The following is a 26,773-nucleotide window of genomic DNA, read 5'->3' on the forward strand; positions in this document are numbered from 1 at the left end:
ATGAAAATACAATTAGAGAGTTGGAAAGTTCAAGATTTGAATCTTTCTATTCTCCAAGATGGGAGTAGAGAAAATAATTCGTTCGGCCTGAAAACTGCAAATTTCTTTCCCGAAGACAACAAAAAAAGCTTTGGTGTTAGTTTTAATGTGGATATTAAAGACAAACGTTTTGACTTAAATATTGAAGCTATATTTATTTTCACAGCGGAGGAGGAAGTAACCGAAGATTTTAAAGTCTCAAATTTCCCTAAAATCAACGCACCTGCAATTGCTTTTCCATTTCTAAGAGCCTACATCTCAAATCTAACTTTACAATCTGGTTTCGATCCCATTATGCTTCCATCAATCAACTTCGTTAATCTGGCAGAGAAGGACTAGAATAATTTAGTTCTTTGCGTTTTAAAATTAATCCAACCTATCATTATTCCTCTACTCTCATACAAAACGCTCCAAAACATTCCTCTTTTCACTGCTTTATCATATAATCCCGTCAAGCTCCGTTTTGAAGTCCATTGTACGCCCATCCAAGTCCACTGCAACCCGCCCCACTGTCATTGCAGCAGTCGTGACTGCCATTGCGTCAGTCGCGGAGTCCTTCGAACGGGGACGCGAGTGCTTTGCATGACCTTTGGAGCTGTTTGAACGGCAAGCCGGGTTCTTCGAACCACAGCCGGAGTAGTTTGAACGCCACACGGAGTAGTTTGAACCGCACGGCGAGTAGTTTGAACGCCCCGCGGAGTAGTTTGCATCGCCTGCCGACTAGTTCGAACGAGCCCGGTTGTTCTCTGCACCGCATTCTGACTAAAAAAACTCCGACACGTCTTTGCCGGAAACAGGACAAAGGGCGCCGGAGCTTTCATCCAAACCATTAAAAGCAAATTAATCAACAATCACCCGTGCCCGGGTATATTCTTCGTAAAAATCGCTATTAGTTGCACGATAACGCAGCATCAGTTTATCGAGCTGGTTGTTCAGCAGATCATCCGCCTTGTCGAACAAATCGGCCAGTACCGTTTTGGCCGCAAACGCCTTGTTCCGGATGGTGCGCGGCTGCCCAATCAGCGCCTTGAAGTTGTCGAGACTGGTTTCTATCTCCACCAGCATATCTTCGGTAACCTGGTAATCGGTAAGCGCCTCGATACGATTGCGGGCTTCGGTAATCACCGGGACCACCAGGGCCTCCAGGTCGGTTTCCCGGCAACGAGTCAGGTCTGATTTGTGCAGCGTTACTTTTTCGGCCAGTTCCAGATCGTTATTTACCGCGGCAAAAGCCTGCATGGTTCCCGACAACGAAACCGCCTTCTCGGTGAGGCCGTAACGAACCAGGTCCTTGCTCTCGGTGATGCCTTTGCTGGCCGGGTTCGTCTTCTCGTTTTGACCAATGATACGCTGAATCAGTTCATCGTATTGGTTTTTCGTGGCTACCATAATGGGCAGCGTGTTCCACTTGTTGGTGTTGTTGTCCAACGCAGTCTGCGTATTGAGGTACATCCGCAGGTGCTTGTTTTGGTTCGTGTTCATAGACTTAATTTTTTAACGTTTCCTGGTTATCTTTAATGGTTTGTTTTCTCTGGTCTTCTGTCAACCGACAATGAGCTACCTCACCTACTCAAAGCTACTGTCGTACGAACTAACCTAAAATTAGGCCTTTTGCAGAAAAAATCCTAAGACAGGCGGCTCGCTACCTGTTGATAACTTTGTTTACTTCGGTGTACGGTTTCGTACAATGTGTCATTCACCACAGATTTTTGCACGTTCACCATAAAAAATCGAATGTTCATCCCAACTACACATAATATTAAACAGTTGATAACTTTTTGAAAGAAGACTGATAGACAACAGATGATAGATATTCGGACAGAAAAGTGCCGTCTATTTCTTCGCCTTTGCCACAGTCTGCGCCTTACGTCATCTCCCACTATCACCGTCTGATGCCTGGAGTCTAACATCTAATGTCTCTTCGTCTTTTTTTAATTCAACATCCATCATTTAAAATTTACATTAGTCTATCTTTGCACCCAGATACCAACCGTATGACAACACAGGCTAACCGCCCGCGCGGGTACATTTACACGGTGCTGGCCACCATTTCGTTCAGCAACGTGTACATCTTCAGTAAAGCAGCCATGAACGACATGAGCATGTCGCAGTTCTGGTTTTACTGGTTCCTGGTTGCTTTCAGCCTGAACCTGGCGGTTGTGCTCTTTCGCGGCAAGTTGTCGGTATTACGGGCCCTTCCGAAAAAGTCGCGGTGGGTATTGCCCACGCTGGGCGCGATGGAGATAGCGACCACCACCCTGTTTTTCGCTTCCATCAAAGTCATCGAAAATCCGGCGGTGACGAGTTTCATGGGCAACCTGTTTCCGCTGTTTGTAACCTTGATGGGGGTTGTGCTGTTAAAAGAACGATTTACCCGCCTCGAAACCGTGGGCATTGTGGTTGTTTTGGTGGGAGCTTTCATCACCAGCTATTCCGGCTCGGCCAAACTCGCCGATTTCTTTATTCCGGGTACGGGACTTGTGGTGCTGAACGCCCTTTTTGCGGCAGCCACTACCATCCTGGTGAAAGTAAAAGTAAAGGATTTTCCGCCCGAGCTGCTCAATTTCAACCGCACCTTCTGGCTCTTCCTGTTTGCCATTGGCTGGATACTTGTTTCCGGCAACTCACTCAATGTTCCCGGAAGGGCAATGCTCAATACCGGACTGGGCGCTTTCTTCGGGCCTTTCCTGGCGGTGCTGCTCGTCTACAAGAGTTTCGAGCACATCGAAGCGTCGCGTTCGTCCATTATCCAGGCACTGAAAGGCTTGTTTGTGATGGGAGGCGTGTTGATTTACTTCGGGCAACTGCCGCAGGGATACCAGATATTTGGCGGGGTGCTCTCGGTTGCCGGCGTTATCTTAATAGCCGTAGCCAAGCTGCCGGAACAGTACCGGAATAAAAAAGCCCGGAAAAATAATTCCGGGAAACATTTGGACAACTATCAGAATGTGAATTCAAATTTGACTAACCCCTATTCCGAAACTTCGGAACCGTGGAGGGGACTTTAAGCCGCCCCTTTAGGAGAGCCCCGAGGCTTCGGGGGGAGGGGTGAAATTCAGCTTGCAGGAAAATTTGTAAGTCAGCTATTTTTCAATCCGCACATTCATACAGCCACAGAAGAACATATCAACTGTATAATTCATTTCATCTACTTAGACGTAATACTTTCGCATAAAAGCCATCACTTCCGACTCGCTGATGGGAACCGTAGCGCCGGACGTTGTGGCCGCCAACGCGCCCAATGCGTTACCGAAGTTCAGCGCATGGTGCACATCTCCGGTTTTCAGTAAAATGTGGAGAAATCCGGCTGAAAAGGCATCTCCCGAGCCCACCGTATCTTTCACCTTCACTTCGTACCCCGAATCGTAGAAAAACTCACCATCCTGCGTGATACACAAAGCGCCTTTTGGGCCCATGGTCACCAACAGGATACCCAGGTCGAAGCGCATCATCAAATCCTCGCCATAGCTGCGCGGGTCGGTCCCAATGAGCGTAAAAATTTTCCCGAGCTCCATAATCTCTTCATCGTTGATCTTCACCACATCGGCCCGCTGAAGTGATTCGTGCAGGATTTCGGGGGTATAACAGTCTTTTCGTAAATTGATATCGCAAAATTTCAACGCTTTGGGTGCCGCGTCAATCAGTTTAAAAAGCGATTCCCGGGATTTCTCCCCCCGCTGGACCAACGTTCCGTAATAAATGCAGTGTGCCTCGGAAGCAAGCTTCTTCATATCGGGGGTAAATGCAATTTCATCGAACGCTACGCCGGTATTGATGGTAAAATCGGGAATTCCCCGTTTATCCAGGAACACATCCACTGTCCCGGTAGGAACATGCTCGTCGACCTGCACATATCCGGTGGGCAAGCCAATTTCTATCACGCGTTCCATCGCCTCTTTCCCCAGCTTGTCGTTTCCCAGCCGGGTAATTAGTTTTCCATTATTTCCAAAGTGGTTCACCCGAAAAATGAAGTTCGCCGGAGCGCCTCCCAACGCCTTGCCTTCAGGCAACAAATCCCATAACAACTCCCCAAATGCGATGATATTATATGTCATGTACGAAGTAAAATTTTGGAGCAACCGTGTGTTGCCATCAAGTTTCACGTGAAGGTAATGTTTATATAAAATAAAAAAAAGCGGACGGAGCCGCTTTCCTGTTCTTATACCCTTCCGGGAAGATGTTTTTGAACGAATTCATCCAGTATACCCGCCAGTTTGGGCTCCCCTATTTCTTCCAAATCGTAATATACCCGGGTCGAAGGTTTTTTAATATTCACCACGCGGCGCAGGTCGATTGGCGTTCCCACAATCACGGTATCGCAATCCACCTTGTTGATGGTTTTCTCCAGGTCTTTCACCTGCTCATCGCCGTAGCCCATGGCCGGCAATAAGGTGCCAATGTCCGGATAAATGCGGAAAGTCTCTTCCAGTCGCCCGGTCAACCATGGACGCGGATCGACAATCTCAGTAGCTCCCAACTTCTGAGCAGCCACAATCGCCGCCCCGATTTTCATCTCACCATGCGTAAGTGTCGGACCATCTTCCACCGCCAGAATCCGCTTGCCGCGAATCAAGTCGGGATCGTCCACCCGTACGGGGGAAGCAGCCTCCACAATCACCGCTTTCGGGTTGATGCGGGCAATGTTGTTCCGTACCTCCTGAATTTGCCCGGGCCCCGACGTATCGATTTTGTTAATGACAACCACATCGGCCAGGCGTACATTCACTTCGCTCGGATAATAAGCGCCCTCGGCCCCGGCACGGTGCGGGTCTGCCACAACAATCGACAGATCGGATTGGTAAAACGACATATCATTGTTACCACCATCCCAAAGGATGACGTCGCAACCGTTCGGATCGTTCTCTGCAGCGCGGAGGATGGCTTCGTAGTCCACACCGGCATAAATAACGTTCCCGCGAACAATGTGCGGTTCATATTCTTCCATCTCCTCGATGGTACATTTGTGCTTTTTCAGGTCGGCAATCGCCGCAAATCGCTGCACTTTTTGCGCATTCAGGTCGCCATAAGGCATAGGATGCCGGATGGCCACCACTTTCAATCCCATTTGGGCCAGCAGTTCAATCACCTTCCGGGAAGTCTGGCTTTTTCCACACCCGGTACGCGTAGCGGTCACCGAGATGAGCGGTTTGGTGCTTCGCAGCATCGTTTCGCCCGGGCCCAGCAACATGAAATTGGCCCCGGCAGCCTGCACAACGGAAGCTAAACTCATCACTTTTTTGTATGCTACATCACTGTAAGAGAAAAAACAGTCCTGCACTTCCAGTTCCCGGATCAGTTGCGCCAAATCGTTTTGCTCGTATACCGGGATGCCATCCGGATAAAGATTGGCTCCGGCCAGTTCCGGCGGATACTTTCTCCCGTCGATGTCGGGAATTTGTGCAGCGGTAAATGCAACAACCCGGTAATCGGGATTGTCCCTGAAAAAGGTGTTAAAGTTGTGAAAATCGCGGCCAGCAGCCCCGATGATAAGAACATTACGACGTGCCATAGTTGAAATGATTTAGATGTGAGAGGTTTAAACGATTCTATTAAGTTAACCAAAACAATACGCCCAGAACATGAATTTTCTCATCTGATCAGCGGATGCAAACGTCCGATTTGGATATTACATGAATAAATGGCACTTTGCGTGCTGATTAGGAGGGATTGGATGAACTATCTTGCGCACATATACTTATCTGGGGAATCAGAGGAATTAATGATCGGAAACTTCATTGGCGATTACGTAAAGGGAAAGCAGCACCGTGATTTTCCGACCGAGGTGGAGCGGGGCATTTTACTGCATCGCAAAATCGATGAGTTTACCGACCATAACGAAGCAGTCCGTGCCTGTAATCAAATACTTCGTCCGGGTTACCGGAAATATGCCGGCGTGGTTACCGATATTTTCTTTGACCACTTTCTGGCCGCTAATTGGCAACGTTATTCAGCTCAGCCGTTGCAAGATGCCACCCGCCGTTTTCATGGTATCCTTCTATCCAATTACCGCATACTGCCGGCAAGGGCAAAACTGTTTGCACCGTTCCTCATTCAGCATAAACGATTGGAATCCTACGCCCGACTTGATGGGATTGAAGAATCGCTGAGCATTTTAAGCCGTCGCACTTCGCTACCAGAGGAAACGCCTTTTGCGATGAAAACATTGAAGGAAGAATATGCGCAGTTTGATGAAGCGTTTGCCCGCTTCTTTCCCGAAATCATTCAGTTCGCCATCGAAGTGGCCGGCGTAGAAATAAAAATGCCCCGGCTAAAGCGGGGCTAATTACTAATCACTCATCGAAACCAACTCCTCTTCGAAGAAAAACGCTTCCTCTCCGAAAGCCGGTTTTAAATCGCTTATCCAAATGGCATCCGGATCGTACCTGGCAAAAAATGGCCGGTTAGTCCAGTCAGGGTTTCGCCCCTGAATAAAGTTCAACACGAACACTTTCTCACCATTAATTTCCGACACGCCTACAATGCGTATTTTACCTGGCCCACTCGACACACTCGGTACACGAACGGTACGGCAGGCACCGCTCACCTGCTGATATGCCCGAAGTGGCCCCCAGTCAATCAGTTCGTCAATGACATAGCTGCTGGCCTTGAAAGGCAAAACCCTACCAACCACTTCGATGGTAAACATTTGTTCTTCAGAAAGTCGATCGATTTGCGGGACCGATCGAAAATTGGACAAAGAATAAGAACGATATTTTATCATACCCTGAAAAATTAAAAATAACCCCAAAATAAAATTTGGCGCTATCGTGCTATTATCTAAGTATTTCCATGCGACTGGCATCGAGACGCAAAAAGATAAACAACAGGAATGTGAACGACCACAGCGATGACCCACCGTAGCTAAAGAACGGAAGGGGTATGCCAATAACCGGCACCAATCCGATAGTCATACCGACATTGATGGCAAAGTGGAAAAACAGAATTCCAGCTACGCCGTAACCATATACACGACTAAAACGGGATCGTTGTCGTTCCGCCATGATTAGCAGGCGTATCAACAAAATCATGAATAGAATAACCACGGTAGAAGTTCCCAAAAACCCCCACTCTTCACCAACTGTACAAAAGATAAAGTCGGTACTCTGTTCCGGCACAAAGTTGAATTTCGTCTGGGTCCCTTTCAGAAAGCCTTTTCCTGTAATACCGCCGGAACCAATGGCAATTTTCGATTGATTCACGTTATAGCCTACTCCAAGTGGATCCGAGTGAATTCCCAACACCTCATCAATCCGGTCGCGTTGGTGTGCAACCAGTACGTTCTCATATGCAAAAAAAACCGAGCGGCTCAGGGCCAACGAACTGACAAAAAACAACACGACCCAAAAAACCGGGCGAATCCGCTTCCGGATACCGTAAATAATAAAAATAAAGATCGAAATTCCGGTTGTGATATATAAAATCATTGCCGTTGACAAGCCCAAATGTACCGTATAATTAATTAGATAAACGACACCCAAAAGGGCTGCAAAGATGCCAATCATCTTTACCACTTCTTTCATCCGTTGCCGGACAATTCCATAAGCTAATACCGATGTAAATATGAGAAAGCCAACCAGGCGAACTTCGTTCCAAATCAATGTCAATACAAACAGGAGCGAGGCGGCAAATCCCCAGAACAAAAACATGCCGGACAATCCCTCACGATAAAAAACCAGGATAAACACGGCGTAAACCAATGCAGAGCCGGTATCGTTCTGCGCAATAATCAATAAAGCAGGAACACCAATTAACATCCCTAAAACGGCAAGGGATTTAAACCGGTGCATCTTAAAATTGTACTGACTAATATATTTAGCCACAGCGAGGTTTGTAGCAAACTTTCCCAGCTCGGCAGGTTGCAGGGCAAAGCCACCAATCTCGAACCAGGCACGCGCACCATTGACTTCCCGGCCAAAAAACAGGACTGCAATTAGCAAAAGAATAACCACACCATAAAACACATAGGCAAATGCAACATAGAACTTACTGTCGATAATCAATACTATTATGGCAATAACCGAAGCCATTAAGATCCATAAAAGCTGCTTACCATAACGCTGTGTCATATCCAGAATACTCTGGTGATCTTCGTTGTAAACGGCAGCATAAATATTCAGCCACCCCAGAAACACCAGGATTATATAAAGAAAGACTGTGATCCAGTCAAGATTATACCATATGTTATTCCTGCGAATCAATGTATTGTATCCTTTCTAATCAGTGTGCTTCTTCTTATCGTTCCATTTTCTTTTGGCGTTGTATCCCGTTTAATGGTTGTAGTACTTTTAATTATTGTTTCCTTTTTAGGAGGTGCCTTCTTTTCGGGCTCCAGCAAATTCGCCTCCAACATCCGTTTTTCCAGCCATTTCCTTCCGGAAGAAATCGAATCTGTCAGGTACTTTTCTATCATCAGGCTGGCGATAGGCGCGGCATACCGGGCTCCCCAAACTCCATTTTCGACATAAACAGAAATGGCAATCGTTGGATGATCAGCCGGGGCAAATGCCATGAAAACGGAGTGATCGGCCCCATGTGGGTTTTGGGCCGTGCCGGTTTTCCCACAAACCAAAATTCCTGGAATATGCGACATGGCAGCCGTACCACCCGGTTCCATCACTTCTTCCATTCCCTCAATAATTTTCGGGAATTGCACCGTATCGATATCCGTATAATGCTTTTCGGTAAACCGCTTGGGAATATTCCCGTTCTGGATCTTCTTTACAATATGTGGAATGTAATAATACCCTCTGTTAGCCAACGTTGTTGCGTAATTAGCAAGCTGCAAGGGTGTTATTCCCAATTCGCCCTGACCAATGGCAAGAGAAATAATCGGCAATGCCCGCCAACGAGAGCCCTTAAACACGTACTTCTCATAAAAACCGGAAGAAGGAACAAACCCTTTCAACTCATTCGGGAAATCAGTCCCCAAGGTGCGTCCAAAGCCAAAACTCATCACATATTTCCGCCAGCTATCGTAAGCCTGACGAACATCGGGATATTTATGATTTTCCATAATGCTCCTAAATTCCTGCGCGTAGTAGGCATTACATGACTCAGCAATGGAGCCGGTTAACGTAAAGGCTGTATCATGATGGCATCCCATATGATAATGCCCAACCGTATACCCGTAATGACATGCGTAACGAGTGTACGGCGTCAAAACGCCTTCCTGTAACCCAATGAGGGCATTCACCATTTTAAAGGTCGATCCCGGCGGATACTGCGCCATGAGTGCCCGGTTAAATAGTGGATTTACCGTATCACGGGCCAAAGCCAGGTAATGTTCGCCCCTGTCGCGGCCAACCAGCAAATTCGGATCGTAAGTAGGTGAACTCACCAGTGTCAGCACCTCACCTGTCGAAGGCTCAATGGCGACAATACTTCCGGCCTTACCTTGCATCAGTTCTTCGCCATACCGCTGTAATTCCGCATCGAGCGAGGTCACCACATTTTCGCCGATAACGGCAGTTGTATCATAACGTCCGTTCTGAAAAGAACCTTTTATGCGGTTATGCACATCCACCATCAGGTAGTTGACCCCTTTCTCCCCACGCAATTCCTTTTCGTACGATTTTTCAATCCCGGTGATACCGGCATAATCACCCGTTTCGTAATACGAGTCTTTTTCCATCATCTGCTGGTTGACCTCCCCTACATATCCCAGCACATGCGATGCAATTTTTTGCGGGTATTCCCGAAGGGTACGCGTCTGGACGAAAAATCCGGAGAATTTATACATCTGCTCCTGCAAAATGGCATACCGCTGAGCAGATAACTGCTTAATGATAACGGAAGGTTTGAAATAAGAGTATTCTTTCGCTTTTTGCAGTTGTTCCTTCAGGTCCGCCTTCGTCACCCCTGTAATGTTGCAGAAGTTCAGGGTATCGAACGGTTGAAGTTCACGGGGTGTAACCAACACATCGTAGGCCGCCTGATTATAAACCATCAAGGTCCCCTTGCGATCGTAAATCAATCCGCGGGCCGGGTAATTCACGATACGGCGCACCACGTTATTGGTCGCTGAAAGCTTATACGAAGTATCGACCACCTGCAGTGTAAACAGGCGTATGATGTACGTAACAGCTACCACCAAAAATATGGCTGCAATAAGGTATGTGCGTTTTGCGTTGGAATCCACCACGTTAAATTTCGAACCGCGTTATTTCCGGAATACCAGATACTGGCTCAAAACTATTAAAATTATCGATAAAAAGGAGTTAATGATTGCTTTAAGCAACGTATGAAATAATCCGTGCAGGGTAAATGCTTCTGCGAAAAAGAGAAAAAGGTTATGCGCCAAAATCAGTATAACTGCATATTTCAGGAACCACTCGAAACCATAGGTACTGATTCGCGGAGCACTTCCCGGTTCATGGTTATCCCTGGAAGAAACCAACATTAAGACACCCGGACGTAAAAAGGCTGCAAACACCGTAGCCGAGGCATGAATTCCCGGGGTGTTGGAGAAAATATCAATTGTCAGTCCAAGTAAAAAACCTAAAATCAGCAACAGGTAACGGGGAGTGTCGAATGGCAACAGTAAAATGAAAAGGATGTAGATAAACGGAGAGTACATTCCCCCTAATTGCACGTTATTGATGAGCAGGACCTGGACCAGGACCAGCACCACGTACATAATGCCATATTTCAGAATATCATTGATCATTTTCGTCCGTTGATTCGAGCTTCAATATTTCGTCACGTGTTTTGTTCTGAATGACATCCACATACACCAGGTTTTTGAAATCCACCGACAGGTCCACCGTAATTTTGTAGAAATTACCTCCTCCCTGGAGTGAATAATCGGAAACGGTTCCCAGCATCAATCCTTCCGGGAAGATGGCTGAATAACCGCTGGTCACAATTGTATCGCCTTTAGCCACATCCACATGAAAAGGAATTTCGTCAAGTTCAGCTTTCCGGTAATCACCACCATCCCAGGTAAACGAACCAAAATAATTGTTACGCTTAATCTTGGCACTAATCTTCAACCGGTTATTCAGGATAGAAATGACGGTGCAGTAATTCTTCGACACATTAGTGACCACGCCTACAACGCCATCACTTGACACAACCCCCATATCGGGTTTAATTCCATGTCGCGAGCCTTTATTCAGTAGGATATAATTGTGGGCCCTGTTTACCGAATTATTAATCACCTTGGCGGTGATGAAGAAGAAATTCTGGCGGTACAGGGAATCGTGTTCCGGAGCATCGTTTCCAATTTTCGATAGTTCTTCACGCATCAGTTCCGAGCGCAACCTGGCATTCTCTTCTGCTAGTTCGTTATTAATCTGTTTCAAGGAAAAATACTGCGCAACGCCCCAATAACCGTTGTATATACTTCCGGTTACCCGGTTACTTGAGTTCAAAAATTTGACATGCTGATAATTATTGTACTTCACTATCATTGTGATGGACAACGCCTCAAGAAATACAAATAAAAATACGGCATGATACTTAGCCAGAAAACGTAGTAAATTCCTCATAGGCAAAAAAGGGAGGAATATACTCCTCCCTGGTCTGCATTAATTTTATTTCATGTTAACGAAGAAGGAATGAGAATTTGTCCACATTCTTCAGTGCAATTCCTGTTCCTCTGGCAACAGCCCGCAACGGGTCTTCAGCAATATGGAACGGAATATTCAGTTTATCGGACAAGCGCTTATCGAGTCCGCGCAACAAGGCTCCTCCACCGGCCAGCCAAATACCGCGATTCACGATATCGGCATACAACTCAGGCGGAGTTTGCTCTAACGCACTCAAAACAGCCGTTTCAATCTTCGAAATCGATTTTTCCAGGCAATGTGCTATTTCCTGGTATGATACCGGGACTTCAATCGGCAATGCGGTCATCTGGTTCGGTCCCTGGATAATAAAATCAGATGGCGGATCCTCCAACTCGGACAACGCTGCACCGACATTGATTTTAATCTCCTCAGCCGTACGCTCACCGATTTTAATGTTATGCTGGTGGCGCATGTACTCCATAATGTCGCCGGTCAGGTCGTCACCCGCAATACGGATGGACTTGTTGGTCACAATTCCGCCAAGCGAGATAACAGCAATTTCGGTAGTACCACCACCGATATCGACAATCATATTTCCCTCGGGTGCTTCTACATCAAGGCCGATACCGATGGCCGCTGCCATTGGTTCGTAAATCATGTAAACTTCACGGCCGCCGGCATGTTCCGACGAGTCGCGTACCGCCCTGATCTCAACTTCGGTTGAACCGGACGGAATACAAACTACCATTTTTAATGCTGGCGAAAACAAACGGCTTTTCGGATGAATCATCTTGATCATCCCCCTGATCATCTGCTCGGCCGCGTTAAAATCTGCAATGACCCCATCGCGCAACGGACGGATGGTTTTCAGGTTAGCATGCGTTTTCCCTTGCATCTGCCTTGCCTTCTCCCCAATTGCAACCATTTTTTCTGTCTTCATATCGATGGTCACAATCGATGGTTCATCAACAACAATCTTATCATTATGAATAATGATGGTATTGGCCGTACCAAGGTCGATGGCAATTTCCTGGGTAAGAAAAGAGAATAGGCCCATACGTGTCTTAGTTCATTTATTGTTTTACTAACTCAATGCTTAAAATGCCGGAATCCGGTTACAACCATCGCCATATCATGCGCATCACAAAATTTGATGGAGTCCTTATCCCGGATGGATCCTCCCGGCTGAATCACACAATCGATCCCCTCGTTGTGCGCAATTTCAACCGAGTCGGCAAACGGAAAGAACGCATCAGATGCCATAACAGCGCCTTTCAAATCAAAACCAAATGATTTTGCTTTTTCGATGGCATGCTTCAGCGCATCCACACGGGAAGTTTCGCCAACACCACTAGCCAGCAGTTGTTTCCCTTTAGCTAGAACGATCGTATTTGATTTTGATTGTTTAACCAAGCGATTGGCAAACAATAAATCTTCCACCTGCCCTGCCGTAGGTACTTTTTTCGTTACCGGCTTCAGCTCATCAGCAACTTCCTGCTTCCTGTCTTTTTCCTGAACAATCACTCCATTCAGCACACTCCTGAACTGAACATCAGGTGTCTTACCTTCTTTCCGAATCAGGATAATACGGTTTTTCTTACGCTCCAGAATTTCAAGTGCTTCCGCAGAATAAGCCGGGGCAATAATCACCTCGAAGAAAATCTTGTTAGCTTCAGCAGCTGTTACGGCGTCTACTTCCCGGTTGGTAATCAAAATTCCACCAAAAGCAGATACCGGATCGCCGGCCAATGCATCTTTCCATGCAGTTACCAGGTTTTCGCGACTGGCACATCCACAGGCGTTGTTGTGTTTCAGTATCGCAAAAGTCGTGGCGTCATATTCGTCAATCAAACTGATGGCCGCATCGATATCCAGCAAATTATTGTACGAAATCTCCTTGCCGTGAAGTTGCTCGAACATTTCATTTAATTTGCCAAAGAATACACCTTTCTGATGTGGGTTTTCGCCGTAGCGCAACGACTTCGACTCATTCTGGCTGACCCGTAATTTTTCAGGCCATTCGCCGGCAAAATAATTATAAATAGCTGTATCGTAATGCGAAGAAGTAGCGAAGGCCTGCGCTGCGAAAGCTTTCCGGTCATCCAGAGAAGTTTCTCCTCCTTTTTCGTCAAGTAAAGCCTGCAACTCTTCGTACTGACCGCGGTGGGAAACGATCAACACATCGTTAAAATTCTTGGCAGCCCCCCTAATCAATGCAATCCCACCAATGTCAATCTTCTCAATAATATCGGCTTCCGAAGCTTCTGTGGCAACCGTTTCCTCAAAAGGGTAAAGGTCGACAATTACCAAATCAATTTCCGGAATTTCATACTGTTCCAACTGTCTCTTATCTCCGTCATTCTCCCTACGTGCCAGGATTCCACCAAATACTTTCGGGTGAAGTGTCTTAACTCTTCCTCCTAAAATAGAAGGATATGTCGTTAAGTCTTCTACTGCCGTTACCGGAACATTTAGTTCGCTGATAAACTTTTGTGTACCACCCGTTGAGTATAAAGTAACCCCCAGCTCATTCAATTTTTTAACAATAATATCCAGTTTATCTTTGTGATAAACAGAAACCAACGCTGATTTCACCTTCTTTAAGCCACTCATTTATAATTATTTAACTTTTACCCGCAAAGTTAATAAAAAGCCGTAAGTTTTCAGACCTTTTATAAATTGATTTATAATATTTCCAATAAACATAAAAAAAGCAAGAAAAATTCCCTTTTCAAATTATTCCTACCTTTATACAACCATTGAACGCTATGCTTTTACTCAAACTCATACTCGAAAGTTTCCGTTTTGCCCACAATGCATTGACCGTAAACAAATTGCGAACATTTCTTTCGCTTTTAGGCATTACGATAGGTATCTTCTGTATCATTTCGGTTTTCACCGTAATTGATTCGCTGGAACGATCTATTCGTGCCAGTATGGAGTCATTGGGTAGCAACGTAATTTATATTCAGAAATGGCCGTGGGCTCCGCCCGAAGGGGAAACGGAATATCCGTGGTGGAAATATCTGAACCGTCCGGTTCCAAAACTTCAGGAAGCAGAAGATATTTTGCGGCGCTCGCAGCTCTCCCGGGACGCGTCATTTAATGTCAGTTTCCAGCGCACCGTACAAGTAGGTAGAAACAGTGCCGGGAATGTGCAAATCATGGGAACCTCGCCGGGCTTAATTAACATATGGTCGCTGAACGTTGCCCGGGGAAGGGCATTCTCCGAAATTGAAATGAATTCGTCCCGAAACCTTGGAATGCTTGGAGCCGATGTAGCATCACAACTTTTCCCCAATGAAAACCCGATTGGGAAAACCATCAAAATACAGGGGTACAAAATTTTCATCATCGGGGTTTTTACCAAGATGGGAGAAGACATGTTTGGCACCAGCATGGATAAACGGGTACTGCTTCCGATCAAATTTGCGGCGCGCATGGTCGATATTCATCGCGACATGGGACAAAGCATTGTTGTAAAAGGGAGGGAAGGTGTTTCAGCGCAATGGCTTCGCGACAATCTGGAGGGAGTGATGCGTTCCATACGGCGGCTCAAACCCGGCGAAGAGAATGATTTTGCCTTGAATGAAGTCAGCCTGATTTCCGGGCAGCTCGATAATTTCTTCAAGGTATTCAACCTTGCTGGCTGGATCATTGGCGGATTCGCTATCCTGGTAGGAGGTTTCGGCATTGCCAACATCATGTTTGTTTCGGTGAGAGAGCGCACCAAAATCATTGGCATTCAAAAATCACTGGGTGCGAAGAATTATTTCATCATGCTGGAGTTCTTGTTTGAATCGGTGGTTCTTTCTGTCATGGGAGGGGCAATCGGCCTTCTGCTCGTCTATGTCGGGTCGGTGCTCGTCAGCCAAATGTCCACCTTTAATCTCTCGCTGACCCTGGGGAACATCTTCACCGGGATATTTATTTCGGCAACCATCGGAGTGGTAGCAGGTATGCTGCCAGCAAGAAAAGCTTCCAGTCTCGACCCGGTGGAAGCCATCAATACCGTTTAATTATTAAGCGTGAAGTACCTTTTCTATTTCACGGGCCAAGGCAACGAATTCCTGAACAGAGAGTTGTTCGGGCCGCCTCGACAACCAGCTTTTATCCACCTTATCAATTTCCGGGACCAGTCCCTTCAAACTGTTTCGCAGCATTTTCCGTCGCTGATTAAATGACTGCTTCACGATAGTGAACAGCAACTTCTCATCACACCCGAGCGATTCGACTTTATTCCGGGTTAACCGGATAACAGCCGATTTTACTTTTGGCGGCGGTGAAAATACATTTTCATGCACCGTAAAAAGATACTCGATATCGTACCAGGCCTGAAGCAATACACTTAATATTCCGTAGGTTTTACTTCCTGGTCCGGCTGTAATCCGTTCGGCCACCTCTTTTTGTAACATCCCCACCACCTCAGGAACCTGGTTACGGTATTCCAGTACCCTGAAAAAAATCTGGGATGAAATATTATACGGGAAATTTCCAATAAGGGAAAAAGGCCCATGAAGATATTCCATTAAATTCATTTTCAGAAAATCGCCTGAAATCACACGGTCACCGAGTTCCGGATAATGCTCATGAAGGTAGGCAACCGACTCGCGATCAATCTCTACCACAAAAGTCTGCAAGCCTTTATCTTCCAGCAAAAACTGCGTTAATACGCCCATGCCCGGCCCTACCTCCAGCACTTGTTTAATATCCTTATTCTGCAGGCTGCTCACGATCTTATGGGCAATATTTTTGTCCGTAAGGAAATGCTGTCCCAGGTTCTTCTTTGCCCTTACTGTCATATTCGTTTTATCAAGACTTAGGCTGAATGCGTTCTGTTTCCCGAAAAAAACTAAATTTGCTCAACTTAAAAAGAAGTCCAAAAGTACAAAAATTCAGTGGCTTTCGCCCGAAGTAGATGGTAGATTACCGGAGTAATTTGCCCTTCATAAAACCCGATTCGCGTTGAAAAAAAAATTATTCGATATAGCCAAGGCACTTATTTTTCTGGCATTAGGCTTGTTTCTTTTCTGGCTGATATATCGTGGCCAGGATATCGACCGCATCAAATCGGTGCTGAAAAATAACGTAAATTATAACTGGATATGGCTTTCGCTGTTCCTGGGGCTTTTGAGCCACATCAGCCGAACCCTGCGTTGGGTCATTTTAATTAAACCGCTGGGGAAAAAACCAGGTTTCCTGAATACCTTTTTCTCGGTGATGACTGGTTACCTGATGAACCTGGCCCTTCCGCGTCTGGGAGAGGTTTCACGTTGTGGTGCGCTGTCGAAATATGAAAAGATTTCCATGCCGAAATTACTGGGAACAGTGGTCCTCGAAAGGTTCGTGGATGTTATCATGCTTTTGCTGCTCACGTTGTTTGTATTTATTACCCAGTTCGATAAAATGCTGCTTTTCCTCCGCAACAATCCGGAAGTGGAAGATAAAATTGTTTCGGTGTTAACGTCGCCGATATTGATTGGAGCAGTTATTTTTGGAATTGCGGCCGTCGTCATCTTCCGGAAGAAATACGGGCACCTTCCGGCAGCGAAGAAATTCAACGATGTCCTCAGCAGTTTTGGTGAAGGATTCCGCTCATTCAAAAGCATGGATAAAAAAGGAACGTTTATTTTCCATTCTATTTTTATCTGGTTGATGTATTTTTTGATGAGCTATGTTTCGTTCCAAAGTTTTGAATTTACCCGCGATCTTCCAATCCTGGCGGGAATGACTGTATTTGTGTTAGGAAGTTATGGTATGGTTGCCCCTGTTCAGGGTGGGATTGGCGCCTGGCACGTAATGACCATCGAAGGGTTAGCCCTTTACGGAGTGGCGAAAAGCAACGGGGTTATTTTTGCCTTTCTGGTACATGCGGCCCAAACCTCCATGATACTGGTTATTGGCCTGATTTCCCTTTGGGCATTGCCGTTCATTAACCGCCACCGCGCGTAGCACCGGAGAATTTTTCGCTACCTTTACGCAAAATCATTGCCCCGTGTCCAGAATCAACACAGAACTTTTTATAGCACGACGGATTTTTTCGGCCCGCGAAGGGAAAAAACGATTTTCGCGGGCCATTGTCTCATTTGCGATTATTGGTATAGCATTGGGACTAATTTTGATGATTCTTTCCGTTGCTATTGTCACTGGTTTCAAATCCCAAATTCGCCGTAAGGTCATCGGTTTTGGTTCGGATATTCAAGTCGTAAACTTCGATTCCAATTCGTCATATGAAACCAAGCCCGTTCCCAAACAGCAGCTCTGGCTCGACTCGTTACGGGGCATGCCCGATGTAAGGCATATACAAATGTTTGCCACCAAACCGGGTATCATCAAAACAAAAAATGAAATTCAGGGCGTGGTGCTGAAAGGAGTCGGTCCCGATTTTGACTGGGGTTTCTTCCGCCAGAACATGGTGAAAGGAAAAATATTTCATGTTAACGATTCGGTTCGTACCGACAATGTTATTATTTCAGAACAGCTTGCCGACTTACTAAAACTCAAGCTGGGCGATCCGCTATTCATGTATTTTCTGAACGACGTTTCGAGTGCTCCACGAATGCGGCGTTTCAAAATTACGGGCATTTACAAAACCAGCCTCGAAGAGTTTGACCGGCTGTTTATCCTGGCTGATATTAAACACATTCAACGTTTAAACAACTGGACGGGTGACGAGGTAAGTGGTTTTGAAGTTTCGCTGAAGAATTTCGATCAAATTGACCGGATGACACAGGAAGTCCGCAACCTGACGTTGAGATACGAGGATCAGAAAAATCTGCCGGTTTTACGCACGGTAAGTATCAAATTAAAATATCCCCAGATTTTCGACTGGTTGAACCTTCTTGACATGAACGTTTGGGTGATTTTGGGATTGATTTTAATTGTCGCCGGTTTTAATATGGTGTCCGGCCTGCTGATCCTCATTCTGGAACGGACCAATATGATTGGTGTTATGAAAGCTTTGGGAACCGAGAATATGAGTGTTCGGAAAGTATTTCTTTACCTCTCAACTTTCCTTATCGGGAAAGGAATGCTATGGGGAAACATTATTGGCTTGCTGATTTGTTTTCTGCAGGCACAGTTTGGTATCATCAAGCTCGACCCAACGTCCTACTATGTTAACACGGTCCCCATCAACTTAAAGCTGCTTCATTTTGTTTTACTGAATATCGGAACACTGGTCATTACCATGTCGATGCTGGTCATCCCCTCGTGGTACATTTCCCGAATTACTCCCGATAAAGCCATTCGTTTCGATTGAAAAGCAACTTCCGGCAGGAAGTTCGTAAATTCAGCGGCGTATTATGACAGACTTTATTTACATACAATCTTATCTACGTTTTGCGCTTTCGCATTCCCTTCCGGGAGAAAAAGCACATCGGTTGCTGCTTCCGTCCGGGCGAAAGTTAAAGCCTGTCACCAGTGATTTGTCTGTTAACCAAAGTGGCGTTTTGCTGACGTTATTCCCCGATAACGGACATCTTTACACCTGCTTCATCCGGCGACCGGAAACCATGAAAAATCATGCCGGTCAGATCTCCTTCCCCGGAGGGAAACAAGAAGATCAGGATCCCGATTTGATTGCCACAGCCCTCCGGGAATCGCAGGAGGAAGTTGGAGTGATGCCATCTGATATTGATATTCTGGGACGACTAAGTCCGTTGTATGTGCCGGTCAGCAATTTCTTTATTTCGCCGGTAGTTGGCTGGAGCGATTCGAAACCGAATTTCAGGATCAATCGACCCGAAGTAGATGATTTGATACTGGTTCCCGTAAAGAAACTGCTGGCTCCCGACGCCATTCAAACAACCCAAATTGAAACCCGGAGTGGCTCCAGGGAAGTTCCCTGTTTCCGTTTTAACGGAAACATCATTTGGGGCGCTACCGCTATGATTTTCTCCGAATTCCGGGAGGTGCTTAAACAGATGCCTGTCAGGATGCCTTAACCAGGTTCCGGTAATGCAGGTACCGTTCCCAAACCTCTTTTACGTAGTTATACGGTTCTTCTCCCCGGCAATATCCCCATTTAACAAGCGGGTCTTTGTAATATTTGGCTACCGATTTATGCAACAGGAAATAGTCGACATTGCCGTCCCAAATATTCGAGTCCTTCCCATATTTCCGTGCCAAACGACGGGCATCGAGCACGTGCCCCAATCCAACATTGTAGGAAGCCAGTACAAATTTCAACCGTTCGGTCTTATCAGGAATATCATCGGAAAAATAATGGTCGAGCCACGAAAGCATTTGTGTTCCTCCGTAGATATTCTGTTTCGGATCCATCCTGTCATCTACATTGAACCACTCGGCTGTTTCAGGCATCAACTGCATCAAGCCAACAGCACCGGCCCATGATTCGGCATGCGGGTCGAAGCGTGATTCCTGGTAAATGATTGACGCTACCAAACGCCAGTCCCAATGAATTTTCCGGCTGTCAACCTTAATGATGGAATCGTACCGGGAAAGCTCGTTCCCGTTAAGTGAGTAATAATTACTCTGCACGATAGATGCCGTGCGAGGGTTGCGGAAATACTTATTGTACAATTTCTGGTAATCATCGGTTTTCCGGAAATTCTTTATCCATATATCAATGTATTTTTTCAGCGACGGAGCATTCTTACGAACCGCCCAAGCGAGATACTGTGGAAAACTGACCGGTGTCTTCACGTCGAGATTAGGATAGTAGCCTTCGTTTACTTTTCCAACGTTTTCGTCACAAACCGTATAATCGATTTTTCCTTTAGCCACCATGGCAACTAATTGTTCTACGCCGTACACAGAGTCCTCTTTTAAATTGATTTCAGCACCAATTTCATCTGAAAGACTGCGCATCCGCTCAGCATACGCGGTATTTTGCTGTACATAAACCGTTTTCCCGGCAAGGTCCAATTGATTTCTGATCAAATGTTGGCCGATCTGCTCTTCAGTCATCCGTCTCCAGTCCTTGGGTTTGCGCTGAACCAACACCTGACGCGTTTGTCCCAGGGGATAAGTGAACGAAACGATTTGATTCCGTTCTTTTGTAATCGTCAAATTTTTGGCAACGAGATCCACACGACCGGCATTCAGATCGTTAAATGTCTCTTCCAGGTTATTTCGCACATTAATCTCCAAAGTCACGCCCATATTCTTAGCCAGAGCTTTCAGCAATTCGTACTGAAAACCCATCGGACGACCACGGTACACGAAATAATTTGTTGAATTGTAATCTACAACTGCTTTCAGTTTCCCATCTCGCAGGACCCTGTCCAGTTCATTTGTTTTTTGCGGGATATGATCATCATCTACACGTGTAGGGGCCGTAGCCTGTTCACATGAAATGACCAACAGAGAGAAAACAACAAAGAGAAGAAATATGTATCTTCTGATTCTCATAAGCTAAATGTAAGGGAATAATTGCAAACGTGCCAAATAGCGGGAAGTCTAGTTGTAGAACGACCAGGCAACGCCAAAGGACATAGTTGCAATCTGTTCAGGATAAGTCGGGGTTCTGAAATAGCCCCCATTCATAAACATTTCACCCAGGTTCGAATATTTTAGATAGAACCGGGTACGTTTCAGTTTAAGGTTGATAAAGGCATCGAGCCATGGGTAGTTACCGATTTTTTCGGTATTCTGAATATAAAACCTACCAGTAGCCGGATTGTAATTATCAGCATAATAGCTGGTTTCATAATGAAAATCAAACCCGATTTGAACGTGCAGAACCTGCAAAACCAGCGTTTGATAATATGTACGGTTCCGGAACATCATCTCCGGGAGATGAAGATATTTATCAGTAGTAGTCCATTGATAAACAAGCTTGTTATAAAAATGCAATCCTCCTGCCACAAATTCCTTGGCCAGATAAGCCTGCATGACCGAGAACTCCGAGCTTGCCTGCCCGGGAACTGCGTTTTCGTTAAAATAAACGTAATTATTAACGATACGATAGTCAGCACCAGTGGTCAGCCGCCAATGCGGATTGTCATAATATCCGCCCACTGATAAGTTGTAGGTTCTGTCGAAATTATTGTCCCATTCATAATGATTCGAGAAGTAATGCTGCAAGAAATAATCGGGCGTCGTATTTTGCATTCTTCCGTAAATATGGACCACCGATGTATCACGCTTGGTGCGAATGGGCTTTTCGACATAACCGGTGATCTCAAAATCACCGAATTTATATCCTTGGATGTAATATTTTCCAAAAGCGTTCCAACTCCAGAACGTTCCTTCGGTACGGTATAACGCACCACCGATATAAGTATTCGTGAGGTTATGCGATTGGGTTAAACCCACGGTGTTGTCAGCCCCTTTTCTGGGGTAATAAACTTTAATCAAGTCGTTACCGATGAAAGCTTGTTCCCCGAATGAATATTTCCGGCCGGCCGATTCCAGCACTTTCACACGGAAAGTATTGGTAACACGAGTTTCTCCGGCAATATCGTTAGTTGCATATGCAGAGGTTGAACCTTGCTTCGAATTAATCAACGGCTGATGGTCACTTCCGTAGAAATAAACCGTGTCGACCGGATTACGAAATACAAAAAACGGGTTGGGATCGGTTTCCGTGAACGTTCGCTTACTGTCGGCAAAATCGATGGTATGCATAAAAGCTACACGAGGGATGAATTTTTGGAACATCTCATCACCTTCTTTCACTTCCTTCCAGCTCCCGACCTTGAACTGGTGTGACAGGCTGGCATAAAGATTCTGCATTTTACTGTTAGCCCCATCAAGCCACACCGGCATATTTTCAGGCTTCAAATCAGGATTGGCAATATCGGTGGGACGAAGTAATCCACCGCTCTCCTGGTTTTTGAAAGAGTTATGTCCTATCGTGAACCACAAGTCGTATTTAGGGCCATTATAACTGAGAAACATACTAAGATTATTATTCTTAGCCTCGGCGTTCAAATATTTTCCTTGCGATCCAATCGAACCATAGTGAATGCCAAAGTTGAATTCAGGCGTGACATTCTGCGTGTGCAAGACATCCAACCAGGTTTCCCCGTTGGGGCGGTTGCTAAACCATTGTCCATACTGCAATAGCGTATACGGAGTAGTGGTATTATAATATTCGTTGGTTTTCGGCCAAACGCCGTAGGCTCCATGATTATTCAAAAAAATGAAATCAGAATAATTAATACGATTAAAGAATTGATTGCTTTGATAAGCTGTTCCGAGGTTACCCAGATTCTGTACTGAAATGTTATTCTCGTAGGTGGGGTTGTACTCCTGGAAATCGGCCAATGCTGTATCAAGCTGTACCTGCTGGGGGCGGGATAAGCCGTCTACCAAATTATAAACATGAATAATCGATACAATGGAATCCTTTTTCTGTTTACTGGCAGCAGACAGACGTTCTTTCCCTACGTTTTCGGGCATCCCGCGCTGAGCTTTCGCTGTACCGGCCATGAGCAGCAGGAACAATAAGAATCCTATTTGCTTCTGAAAATTCATCTGCGCAAAGATAGCTATTTCGGCGTCGTGACGTTACTTCGTGACCATTTTATCATATGTTATATGGTCTGCCAAGCATAAAACATCCTGTAATCCCAGTTAATATAAGTTCTTGCTGTTTTATTAAACTATCGTTAAACCAGCATCTTAGTAACTAACAGGCATTTTATGTCTACTATCTGGTGCCTTTATCAGACAAAAATAAAAGCCCGGCTCCAATCAAGGAACCGGGCTTTACGTTTAAAATAAGCGGCGGCCTACTCTCCCACATCTCTGCAGTACCATCGGCGCTGGCGGGCTTAACTTCTCTGTTCGGTATGGGAAGAGGTGGGGCCCCGTCGCTATAGCCACCTAAACTTTTCAGCTTGCTTTTCAGCTATACAATATCGTTTTGTAAAACAGTGGTAAGTGTTAGCTTTTATGTGTGAAATAGTTATGCTTACTCCTCACTTTTGCCTTTTTACTCCTCACTTATTTTACTGACATGAACCCTGGAAGAAAACACTTCATTACAACAAAAACACCAATTTCTAAAACCGGCATGGAAAGTTTCGGGCTATTAGTACCGCTCGGCTTTGACGTCACCGTCTTTACACCTGCGGCCTATCTACGTCGTCGTCTCCAACGGCCCTCTAAGGAGACCTCATCTTGAGGCGGGCTTCGCGCTTAGATGCTTTCAGCGCTTATCTCTTCCAGACATAGCTACCCAGCGGTGCCCCTGGCGGAACAACTGGTAAACCAGTGGTCTGTCCAACGCGGTCCTCTCGTACTAACGTCAGGCCCTCTCAAGTCTCCTACGCCCACAACAGATAGGGACCGAACTGTCTCACGACGTTCTGAACCCAGCTCGCGTGCCACTTTAATGGGCGAACAGCCCAACCCTTGGGACCTTCTCCAGCCCCAGGATGTGACGAGCCGACATCGAGGTGCCAAACCGCTCCGTCGATATGAGCTCTTGGGAGCGATCAGCCTGTTATCCCCGGAGTACCTTTTATCCTTTGAGCGATGGCCCTTCCATACGGAACCACCGGATCACTATGCCCTAGTTTCCTACCTGATCGACTTGTGGGTCTCACAGTCAAGCGCGCTTATACCATTATGCTCTGCTGGCGGTTACCAATCGCCATGAGCGCACCTTTAGAAGCCTCCGTTACTCTTTTGGAGGCGACCACCCCAGTCAAACTACCCACCACACACTGTCTCCCGACGTACGTAGGGATTAGGCCCCAGGCAAGCAAAGGGACGTATTTCAAGGATGGCTCCACGAATCCTGGCGAACCCGCTTCAATGCCTCCGTCCTATCCTACACATCACTTACCCGGAACCAATGTGAAGTTGCAGTAAAGGTTCACGGGGTCTTTCCGTCCCGTTGCGGGTAAGCGGCATCTTCACCGCTACTACAATTTCACCGAGCTCGTGGCTGAGACAGTGCCCAGATCGTTGCACCATTCGTGCAGGTCGGAACTTACCCGACAAGGAATTTCGCTACCTTAGGACCGTTATAGTTACGGCCGCCGTTTACCGGGGCTTCGATTCAATGCTTCTCCCGGCATACGCCGCGATGACATCCCCTCTTAACCTTCCGGCACCGGGCAGGTGTCAGGCCATATACTTCATCTTGCGATTTGGCATAGCCCTGTGTTTTTGATAAACAGTCGCCTGGGCCTTTTCACTGCGGCTGACTTGCGCCAGCGCCCCTTCTCCCGAAGTTACGGGGCCATTTTGCCTAGTTCCTTAGCCACGAATCACTCGAGCGCCTCAGGATTCTCTCCTTGACTACCTGTGTCGGTTTGCGGTACGGGTCCTCTTGACCTGGTGCTTAGAGGGTTTTCTCGGAAGCCCTTAGGGCCACTGTCCGGTTGCCCGAAGGCTCCCGGTACTGTCAGGTTTCAGCTCAACTCACGGATTTGCCTGTGAGTCTCATTACTTACGCCTTTTAACGTACTATTCCGTCAGTACGCGGGCCTTTCATCACTTCGTCGCCCCATCGCAGTCAAGAGAAGTATCGGAATATTAACCGATGGTCCATCGGCTTCGCCGTTCGGCTTTGCCTTAGGCCCCGACTAACCCTGATCCGATTAGCGTTGATCAGGAAACCTTAGTCTATCGGCGGGCAGGTTTCCCACCTGCCTTATCGTTACTTATGCCTACATTTGCTTTTCCGGTCGCTCCAGCATACCTCGCAGTACACCTTCGGCGCTGACCGGAATGCTCCCCTACCACTGTAAATAAATTTACAATCCATAGCTTCGGTGGTATGTTTTATGCCCGATTATTATCCACGCCCGACCGCTCGACTAGTGAGCTGTTACGCACTCTTTTAATGAATGGCTGCTTCCAAGCCAACATCCTAGCTGTCTATGCAATCAGACTTCGTTAAACCAACTTAACATACACTTGGGGACCTTAGCTGATGGTCCGGGTTCTTTCCCTCTCGGACACGGACCTTAGCACCCGCGCCCTCACTCCTGGTAAGCATCTTGCAGCATTCGGAGTTTGTCTGGAGTTGATAGGCGGTGAAGCCCTCGCATCCAATCAGTAGCTCTACCTCTGCAAGACTCGTAACCAAGGCTGCACCTAAATGCATTTCGGGGAGTACGAGCTATTTCCAAGTTTGATTGGCCTTTCACCCCTACCCACAACTCATCCAAAGACTTTTCAACGTCTCCTGGTTCGGTCCTCCATCCCGTGTTACCGGGACTTCAACCTGGCCATGGGTAGATCACATGGTTTCGCGTCTACCCCCACTGACTATTCCGCCCTGTTCAGGCTCGCTTTCGCTTCGGCTCCGTGGCTGAACCACTTAACCTTGCCAGTGAGGAGTAACTCGTAGGCTCATTATGCAAAAGGCACGCCGTCACCCCGATATGCATCGGGGCTCCGACCGCTTGTAGGCGTACGGTTTCAGGTACTTTTTCACTCCCCTGTCCGGGGTGCTTTTCACCTTTCCCTCACGGTACTGGTCCACTATCGGTCTCTCAGTAGTATTTAGCCTTACCGGATGGTCCCGGCTGTTTCAGACAGGATTTCTCGTGTCCCGCCCTACTCAGGATACTGCTAATTCCGCAAACTTTACATGTACAGGACTTTCACCTCCTTTGGTGTGGCTTTCCAGGACACTTCCATTTCCGTTTACTTCATATAGCGCAGTCCTACAACCCCGTAAGTGCCGAAACACTTGCGGTTTGGGCTGTTCCCCGTTCGATCGCCACTACTTGGGGAATCACTTTTGTTTTCTTTTCCTCCGGGTACTTAGATGTTTCAGTTCCCCGGGTTAGCTTCCTGCATAACAGGATACCATAATTACTCATGGTGGGTTGCCCCATTCGGATATTCGCGGATTAGCGGTTATTTGCACCTCCCCGCGACTTTTCGCAGCTTATCACGTCCTTCGTCGCCCCTGAGAGCCAAGGCATCCCCCGTACGCCCTTCATTACTTTCTCTCGCCTTTTCGAAGGTTTTATCCTTCGGCGTTTCTCTTGTAACTCTGTTTTTCTTCCAGCATGTCAATGAACTTTACCCTTACTATTGGGCCTGTGGATTACAGGGAATCGAACCCCGCATATTACTTTCAGGCGCCAGCCTAATCCTTCGTGTTCCAAAATGTCGTTAATGAACTTGTGCCTTCGTGTTTTCCGGGCCTTTTATCTCGCCTGTGGAGAATGTCGGGGTCGAACCGACGGCCTCTTGAATGCAAATCAAGCGCTCTAGCCAACTGAGCTAATCCCCCAGATCCCAATTGAGAATGGAAAATTGATAATGTCCGTTTCCTGCTCTGC

20 protein-coding genes, 1 tRNA gene and 2 rRNA genes are annotated in these 26,773 nt (G+C 46.5%); 7 read left to right on the forward strand and 16 right to left on the reverse strand.

What is annotated here, in order from left to right; translation table 11 throughout:
* Window positions 1-378 (forward strand): protein-export chaperone SecB, encoded by a 378-nt coding sequence (locus GJU82_RS11345; protein WP_153632243.1) that lies wholly within the window; start codon window positions 1-3, stop codon window positions 376-378.
* A gap of 501 nt (window positions 379-879) precedes the next feature.
* Here the strand turns inward: GJU82_RS11345 and GJU82_RS11350 are convergent.
* Window positions 880-1,521, reverse strand: coding sequence for a hypothetical protein (locus GJU82_RS11350; protein ID WP_153632244.1), 642 nt, complete (start codon window positions 1,519-1,521; stop codon window positions 880-882).
* Window positions 1,522-2,033: 512 nt separating this feature from the next.
* Between GJU82_RS11350 and GJU82_RS11355 the strand changes: the two genes are divergently transcribed.
* Window positions 2,034-3,047, forward strand: coding sequence for a DMT family transporter (locus GJU82_RS11355; RefSeq protein ID WP_194831037.1), 1,014 nt, complete (start codon window positions 2,034-2,036; stop codon window positions 3,045-3,047).
* Window positions 3,048-3,191: 144 nt separating this feature from the next.
* Here the strand turns inward: GJU82_RS11355 and GJU82_RS11360 are convergent, their stop codons facing one another.
* On the reverse strand, window positions 3,192-4,094 hold the full coding sequence (locus tag GJU82_RS11360) for a carbohydrate kinase (protein ID WP_153632246.1): 903 nt from the start codon (window positions 4,092-4,094) through the stop codon (window positions 3,192-3,194).
* A 104-nt stretch (window positions 4,095-4,198) separates the two neighbouring features.
* A complete protein-coding gene (locus GJU82_RS11365) occupies window positions 4,199-5,548 on the reverse strand; it encodes a cyclic 2,3-diphosphoglycerate synthase (protein WP_194831038.1) in 1,350 nt (449 codons plus the stop codon).
* 210 nt (window positions 5,549-5,758) lie between these two features.
* Between GJU82_RS11365 and GJU82_RS11370 the strand changes: the two genes are divergently transcribed.
* On the forward strand, window positions 5,759-6,322 hold the full coding sequence (locus GJU82_RS11370) for an ACP phosphodiesterase (RefSeq protein ID WP_194831039.1): 564 nt from the start codon (window positions 5,759-5,761) through the stop codon (window positions 6,320-6,322).
* A 3-nt stretch (window positions 6,323-6,325) separates the two neighbouring features.
* Here the strand turns inward: GJU82_RS11370 and GJU82_RS17510 are convergent, their stop codons facing one another.
* Genes GJU82_RS17510 through purH form a run of 7 tightly spaced genes read right to left on the reverse strand, consistent with a single transcriptional unit; the run spans window position 6,326 to window position 14,162 of the window.
* The gene (locus tag GJU82_RS17510) at window positions 6,326-6,760 is read right to left on the reverse strand and encodes a hypothetical protein (protein ID WP_228488677.1); all 435 of its coding nucleotides are present in this window, start codon (window positions 6,758-6,760) and stop codon (window positions 6,326-6,328) included.
* A 52-nt stretch (window positions 6,761-6,812) separates the two neighbouring features.
* Window positions 6,813-8,237, reverse strand: a complete 1,425-nt coding sequence (gene rodA, locus GJU82_RS11380) for a rod shape-determining protein RodA (protein WP_153632249.1) — start codon at window positions 8,235-8,237, stop codon at window positions 6,813-6,815.
* On the reverse strand, window positions 8,234-10,177 hold the full coding sequence (mrdA, locus tag GJU82_RS11385; RefSeq protein WP_228488678.1) for a penicillin-binding protein 2: 1,944 nt from the start codon (window positions 10,175-10,177) through the stop codon (window positions 8,234-8,236). Before mrdA ends, rodA begins: the two co-directional genes overlap by 4 nt.
* Window positions 10,178-10,198: 21 nt before the next feature.
* On the reverse strand, window positions 10,199-10,705 hold the full coding sequence (mreD, locus tag GJU82_RS11390; RefSeq protein ID WP_153632251.1) for a rod shape-determining protein MreD: 507 nt from the start codon (window positions 10,703-10,705) through the stop codon (window positions 10,199-10,201).
* Window positions 10,695-11,528, reverse strand: a complete 834-nt coding sequence (gene mreC / locus GJU82_RS11395; RefSeq protein WP_153632252.1) for a rod shape-determining protein MreC — start codon at window positions 11,526-11,528, stop codon at window positions 10,695-10,697. Before mreC ends, mreD begins: the two co-directional genes overlap by 11 nt.
* Before the next feature lie 55 nt (window positions 11,529-11,583).
* Window positions 11,584-12,606: a rod shape-determining protein gene (locus GJU82_RS11400; RefSeq protein WP_153632253.1), complete on the reverse strand. Its 1,023-nt coding sequence runs from the start codon at window positions 12,604-12,606 to the stop codon at window positions 11,584-11,586.
* A gap of 32 nt (window positions 12,607-12,638) precedes the next feature.
* Window positions 12,639-14,162 (reverse strand): bifunctional phosphoribosylaminoimidazolecarboxamide formyltransferase/IMP cyclohydrolase, encoded by a 1,524-nt coding sequence (gene purH, locus GJU82_RS11405; protein WP_153632254.1) that lies wholly within the window; start codon window positions 14,160-14,162, stop codon window positions 12,639-12,641.
* A gap of 155 nt (window positions 14,163-14,317) precedes the next feature.
* Between purH and GJU82_RS11410 the strand changes: the two genes are divergently transcribed.
* Window positions 14,318-15,568: an ABC transporter permease gene (locus tag GJU82_RS11410; protein ID WP_153632255.1), complete on the forward strand. Its 1,251-nt coding sequence runs from the start codon at window positions 14,318-14,320 to the stop codon at window positions 15,566-15,568.
* Window positions 15,569-15,571: 3 nt separating this feature from the next.
* On the opposite strand, the gene rsmA is transcribed toward GJU82_RS11410, so the two are convergent.
* The gene (rsmA, locus tag GJU82_RS11415) at window positions 15,572-16,351 is read right to left on the reverse strand and encodes a 16S rRNA (adenine(1518)-N(6)/adenine(1519)-N(6))-dimethyltransferase RsmA (RefSeq protein WP_153632256.1); all 780 of its coding nucleotides are present in this window, start codon (window positions 16,349-16,351) and stop codon (window positions 15,572-15,574) included.
* A gap of 163 nt (window positions 16,352-16,514) precedes the next feature.
* Between rsmA and GJU82_RS11420 the strand changes: the two genes are divergently transcribed.
* The 3 genes from GJU82_RS11420 to GJU82_RS11430 are packed head-to-tail and all read left to right on the forward strand — an operon-like array spanning window position 16,515 to window position 19,495.
* A complete protein-coding gene (locus tag GJU82_RS11420; protein ID WP_153632257.1) occupies window positions 16,515-17,501 on the forward strand; it encodes a lysylphosphatidylglycerol synthase transmembrane domain-containing protein in 987 nt (328 codons plus the stop codon).
* A gap of 43 nt (window positions 17,502-17,544) precedes the next feature.
* Window positions 17,545-18,810 (forward strand): ABC transporter permease, encoded by a 1,266-nt coding sequence (locus tag GJU82_RS11425; protein WP_228488679.1) that lies wholly within the window; start codon window positions 17,545-17,547, stop codon window positions 18,808-18,810.
* A gap of 43 nt (window positions 18,811-18,853) precedes the next feature.
* Complete coding sequence (locus GJU82_RS11430; RefSeq protein ID WP_153632258.1) at window positions 18,854-19,495, forward strand: CoA pyrophosphatase; 642 nt, start codon at window positions 18,854-18,856, stop codon at window positions 19,493-19,495.
* Here the strand turns inward: GJU82_RS11430 and GJU82_RS11435 are convergent.
* From GJU82_RS11435 to GJU82_RS11455, 5 genes are all read right to left on the reverse strand, one after another.
* Window positions 19,482-20,924 carry a transporter substrate-binding domain-containing protein gene (locus tag GJU82_RS11435; protein WP_153632259.1) on the reverse strand — a complete coding sequence of 481 codons (1,443 nt, stop codon included), beginning with the start codon at window positions 20,922-20,924 and terminating at the stop codon, window positions 19,482-19,484. The two genes, GJU82_RS11430 and GJU82_RS11435, sit on opposite strands and share 14 nt — an antisense overlap.
* 48 nt (window positions 20,925-20,972) lie before the next feature.
* Window positions 20,973-22,994 carry a putative porin gene (locus GJU82_RS11440; protein WP_153632260.1) on the reverse strand — a complete coding sequence of 674 codons (2,022 nt, stop codon included), beginning with the start codon at window positions 22,992-22,994 and terminating at the stop codon, window positions 20,973-20,975.
* A gap of 244 nt (window positions 22,995-23,238) precedes the next feature.
* A 5S ribosomal RNA gene (gene rrf / locus GJU82_RS11445) occupies window positions 23,239-23,349 on the reverse strand.
* A 185-nt stretch (window positions 23,350-23,534) separates the two neighbouring features.
* Window positions 23,535-26,437, reverse strand: a 23S ribosomal RNA gene (locus GJU82_RS11450).
* 213 nt (window positions 26,438-26,650) lie between these two features.
* Window positions 26,651-26,724 (reverse strand) — tRNA-Ala (locus GJU82_RS11455).
* Between the last annotated feature and the right edge of the window lie 49 nt (window positions 26,725-26,773).

Source organism: Prolixibacter sp. SD074 (assembly GCF_009617895.1).
GTDB lineage: Bacteria > Bacteroidota > Bacteroidia > Bacteroidales > Prolixibacteraceae > Prolixibacter.

What these genes read in the sequence shown, in the direction of transcription:
- GJU82_RS11345 (WP_153632243.1), top strand. Translation starts at nt 1, where the DNA reads ATGAAAATACAATTAGAGAGTTGGAAAGTTCAAGATTTGAATCTTTCT.
- GJU82_RS11350 (WP_153632244.1), bottom strand. Translation starts at nt 1,521, where the DNA reads ATGAACACGAACCAAAACAAGCACCTGCGGATGTACCTCAATACGCAG.
- GJU82_RS11355 (WP_194831037.1), top strand. Translation starts at nt 2,034, where the DNA reads ATGACAACACAGGCTAACCGCCCGCGCGGGTACATTTACACGGTGCTG.
- GJU82_RS11360 (WP_153632246.1), bottom strand. Translation starts at nt 4,094, where the DNA reads ATGACATATAATATCATCGCATTTGGGGAGTTGTTATGGGATTTGTTG.
- GJU82_RS11365 (WP_194831038.1), bottom strand. Translation starts at nt 5,548, where the DNA reads ATGGCACGTCGTAATGTTCTTATCATCGGGGCTGCTGGCCGCGATTTT.
- GJU82_RS11370 (WP_194831039.1), top strand. Translation starts at nt 5,759, where the DNA reads ATGATCGGAAACTTCATTGGCGATTACGTAAAGGGAAAGCAGCACCGT.
- GJU82_RS17510 (WP_228488677.1), bottom strand. Translation starts at nt 6,760, where the DNA reads ATGATAAAATATCGTTCTTATTCTTTGTCCAATTTTCGATCGGTCCCG.
- mreD (WP_153632251.1), bottom strand. Translation starts at nt 10,705, where the DNA reads ATGATCAATGATATTCTGAAATATGGCATTATGTACGTGGTGCTGGTC.
- mreC (WP_153632252.1), bottom strand. Translation starts at nt 11,528, where the DNA reads ATGAGGAATTTACTACGTTTTCTGGCTAAGTATCATGCCGTATTTTTA.
- GJU82_RS11400 (WP_153632253.1), bottom strand. Translation starts at nt 12,606, where the DNA reads ATGGGCCTATTCTCTTTTCTTACCCAGGAAATTGCCATCGACCTTGGT.
- purH (WP_153632254.1), bottom strand. Translation starts at nt 14,162, where the DNA reads ATGAGTGGCTTAAAGAAGGTGAAATCAGCGTTGGTTTCTGTTTATCAC.
- GJU82_RS11410 (WP_153632255.1), top strand. Translation starts at nt 14,318, where the DNA reads ATGCTTTTACTCAAACTCATACTCGAAAGTTTCCGTTTTGCCCACAAT.
- rsmA (WP_153632256.1), bottom strand. Translation starts at nt 16,351, where the DNA reads ATGACAGTAAGGGCAAAGAAGAACCTGGGACAGCATTTCCTTACGGAC.
- GJU82_RS11430 (WP_153632258.1), top strand. Translation starts at nt 18,854, where the DNA reads ATGACAGACTTTATTTACATACAATCTTATCTACGTTTTGCGCTTTCG.
- GJU82_RS11435 (WP_153632259.1), bottom strand. Translation starts at nt 20,924, where the DNA reads ATGAGAATCAGAAGATACATATTTCTTCTCTTTGTTGTTTTCTCTCTG.
- GJU82_RS11440 (WP_153632260.1), bottom strand. Translation starts at nt 22,994, where the DNA reads ATGAATTTTCAGAAGCAAATAGGATTCTTATTGTTCCTGCTGCTCATG.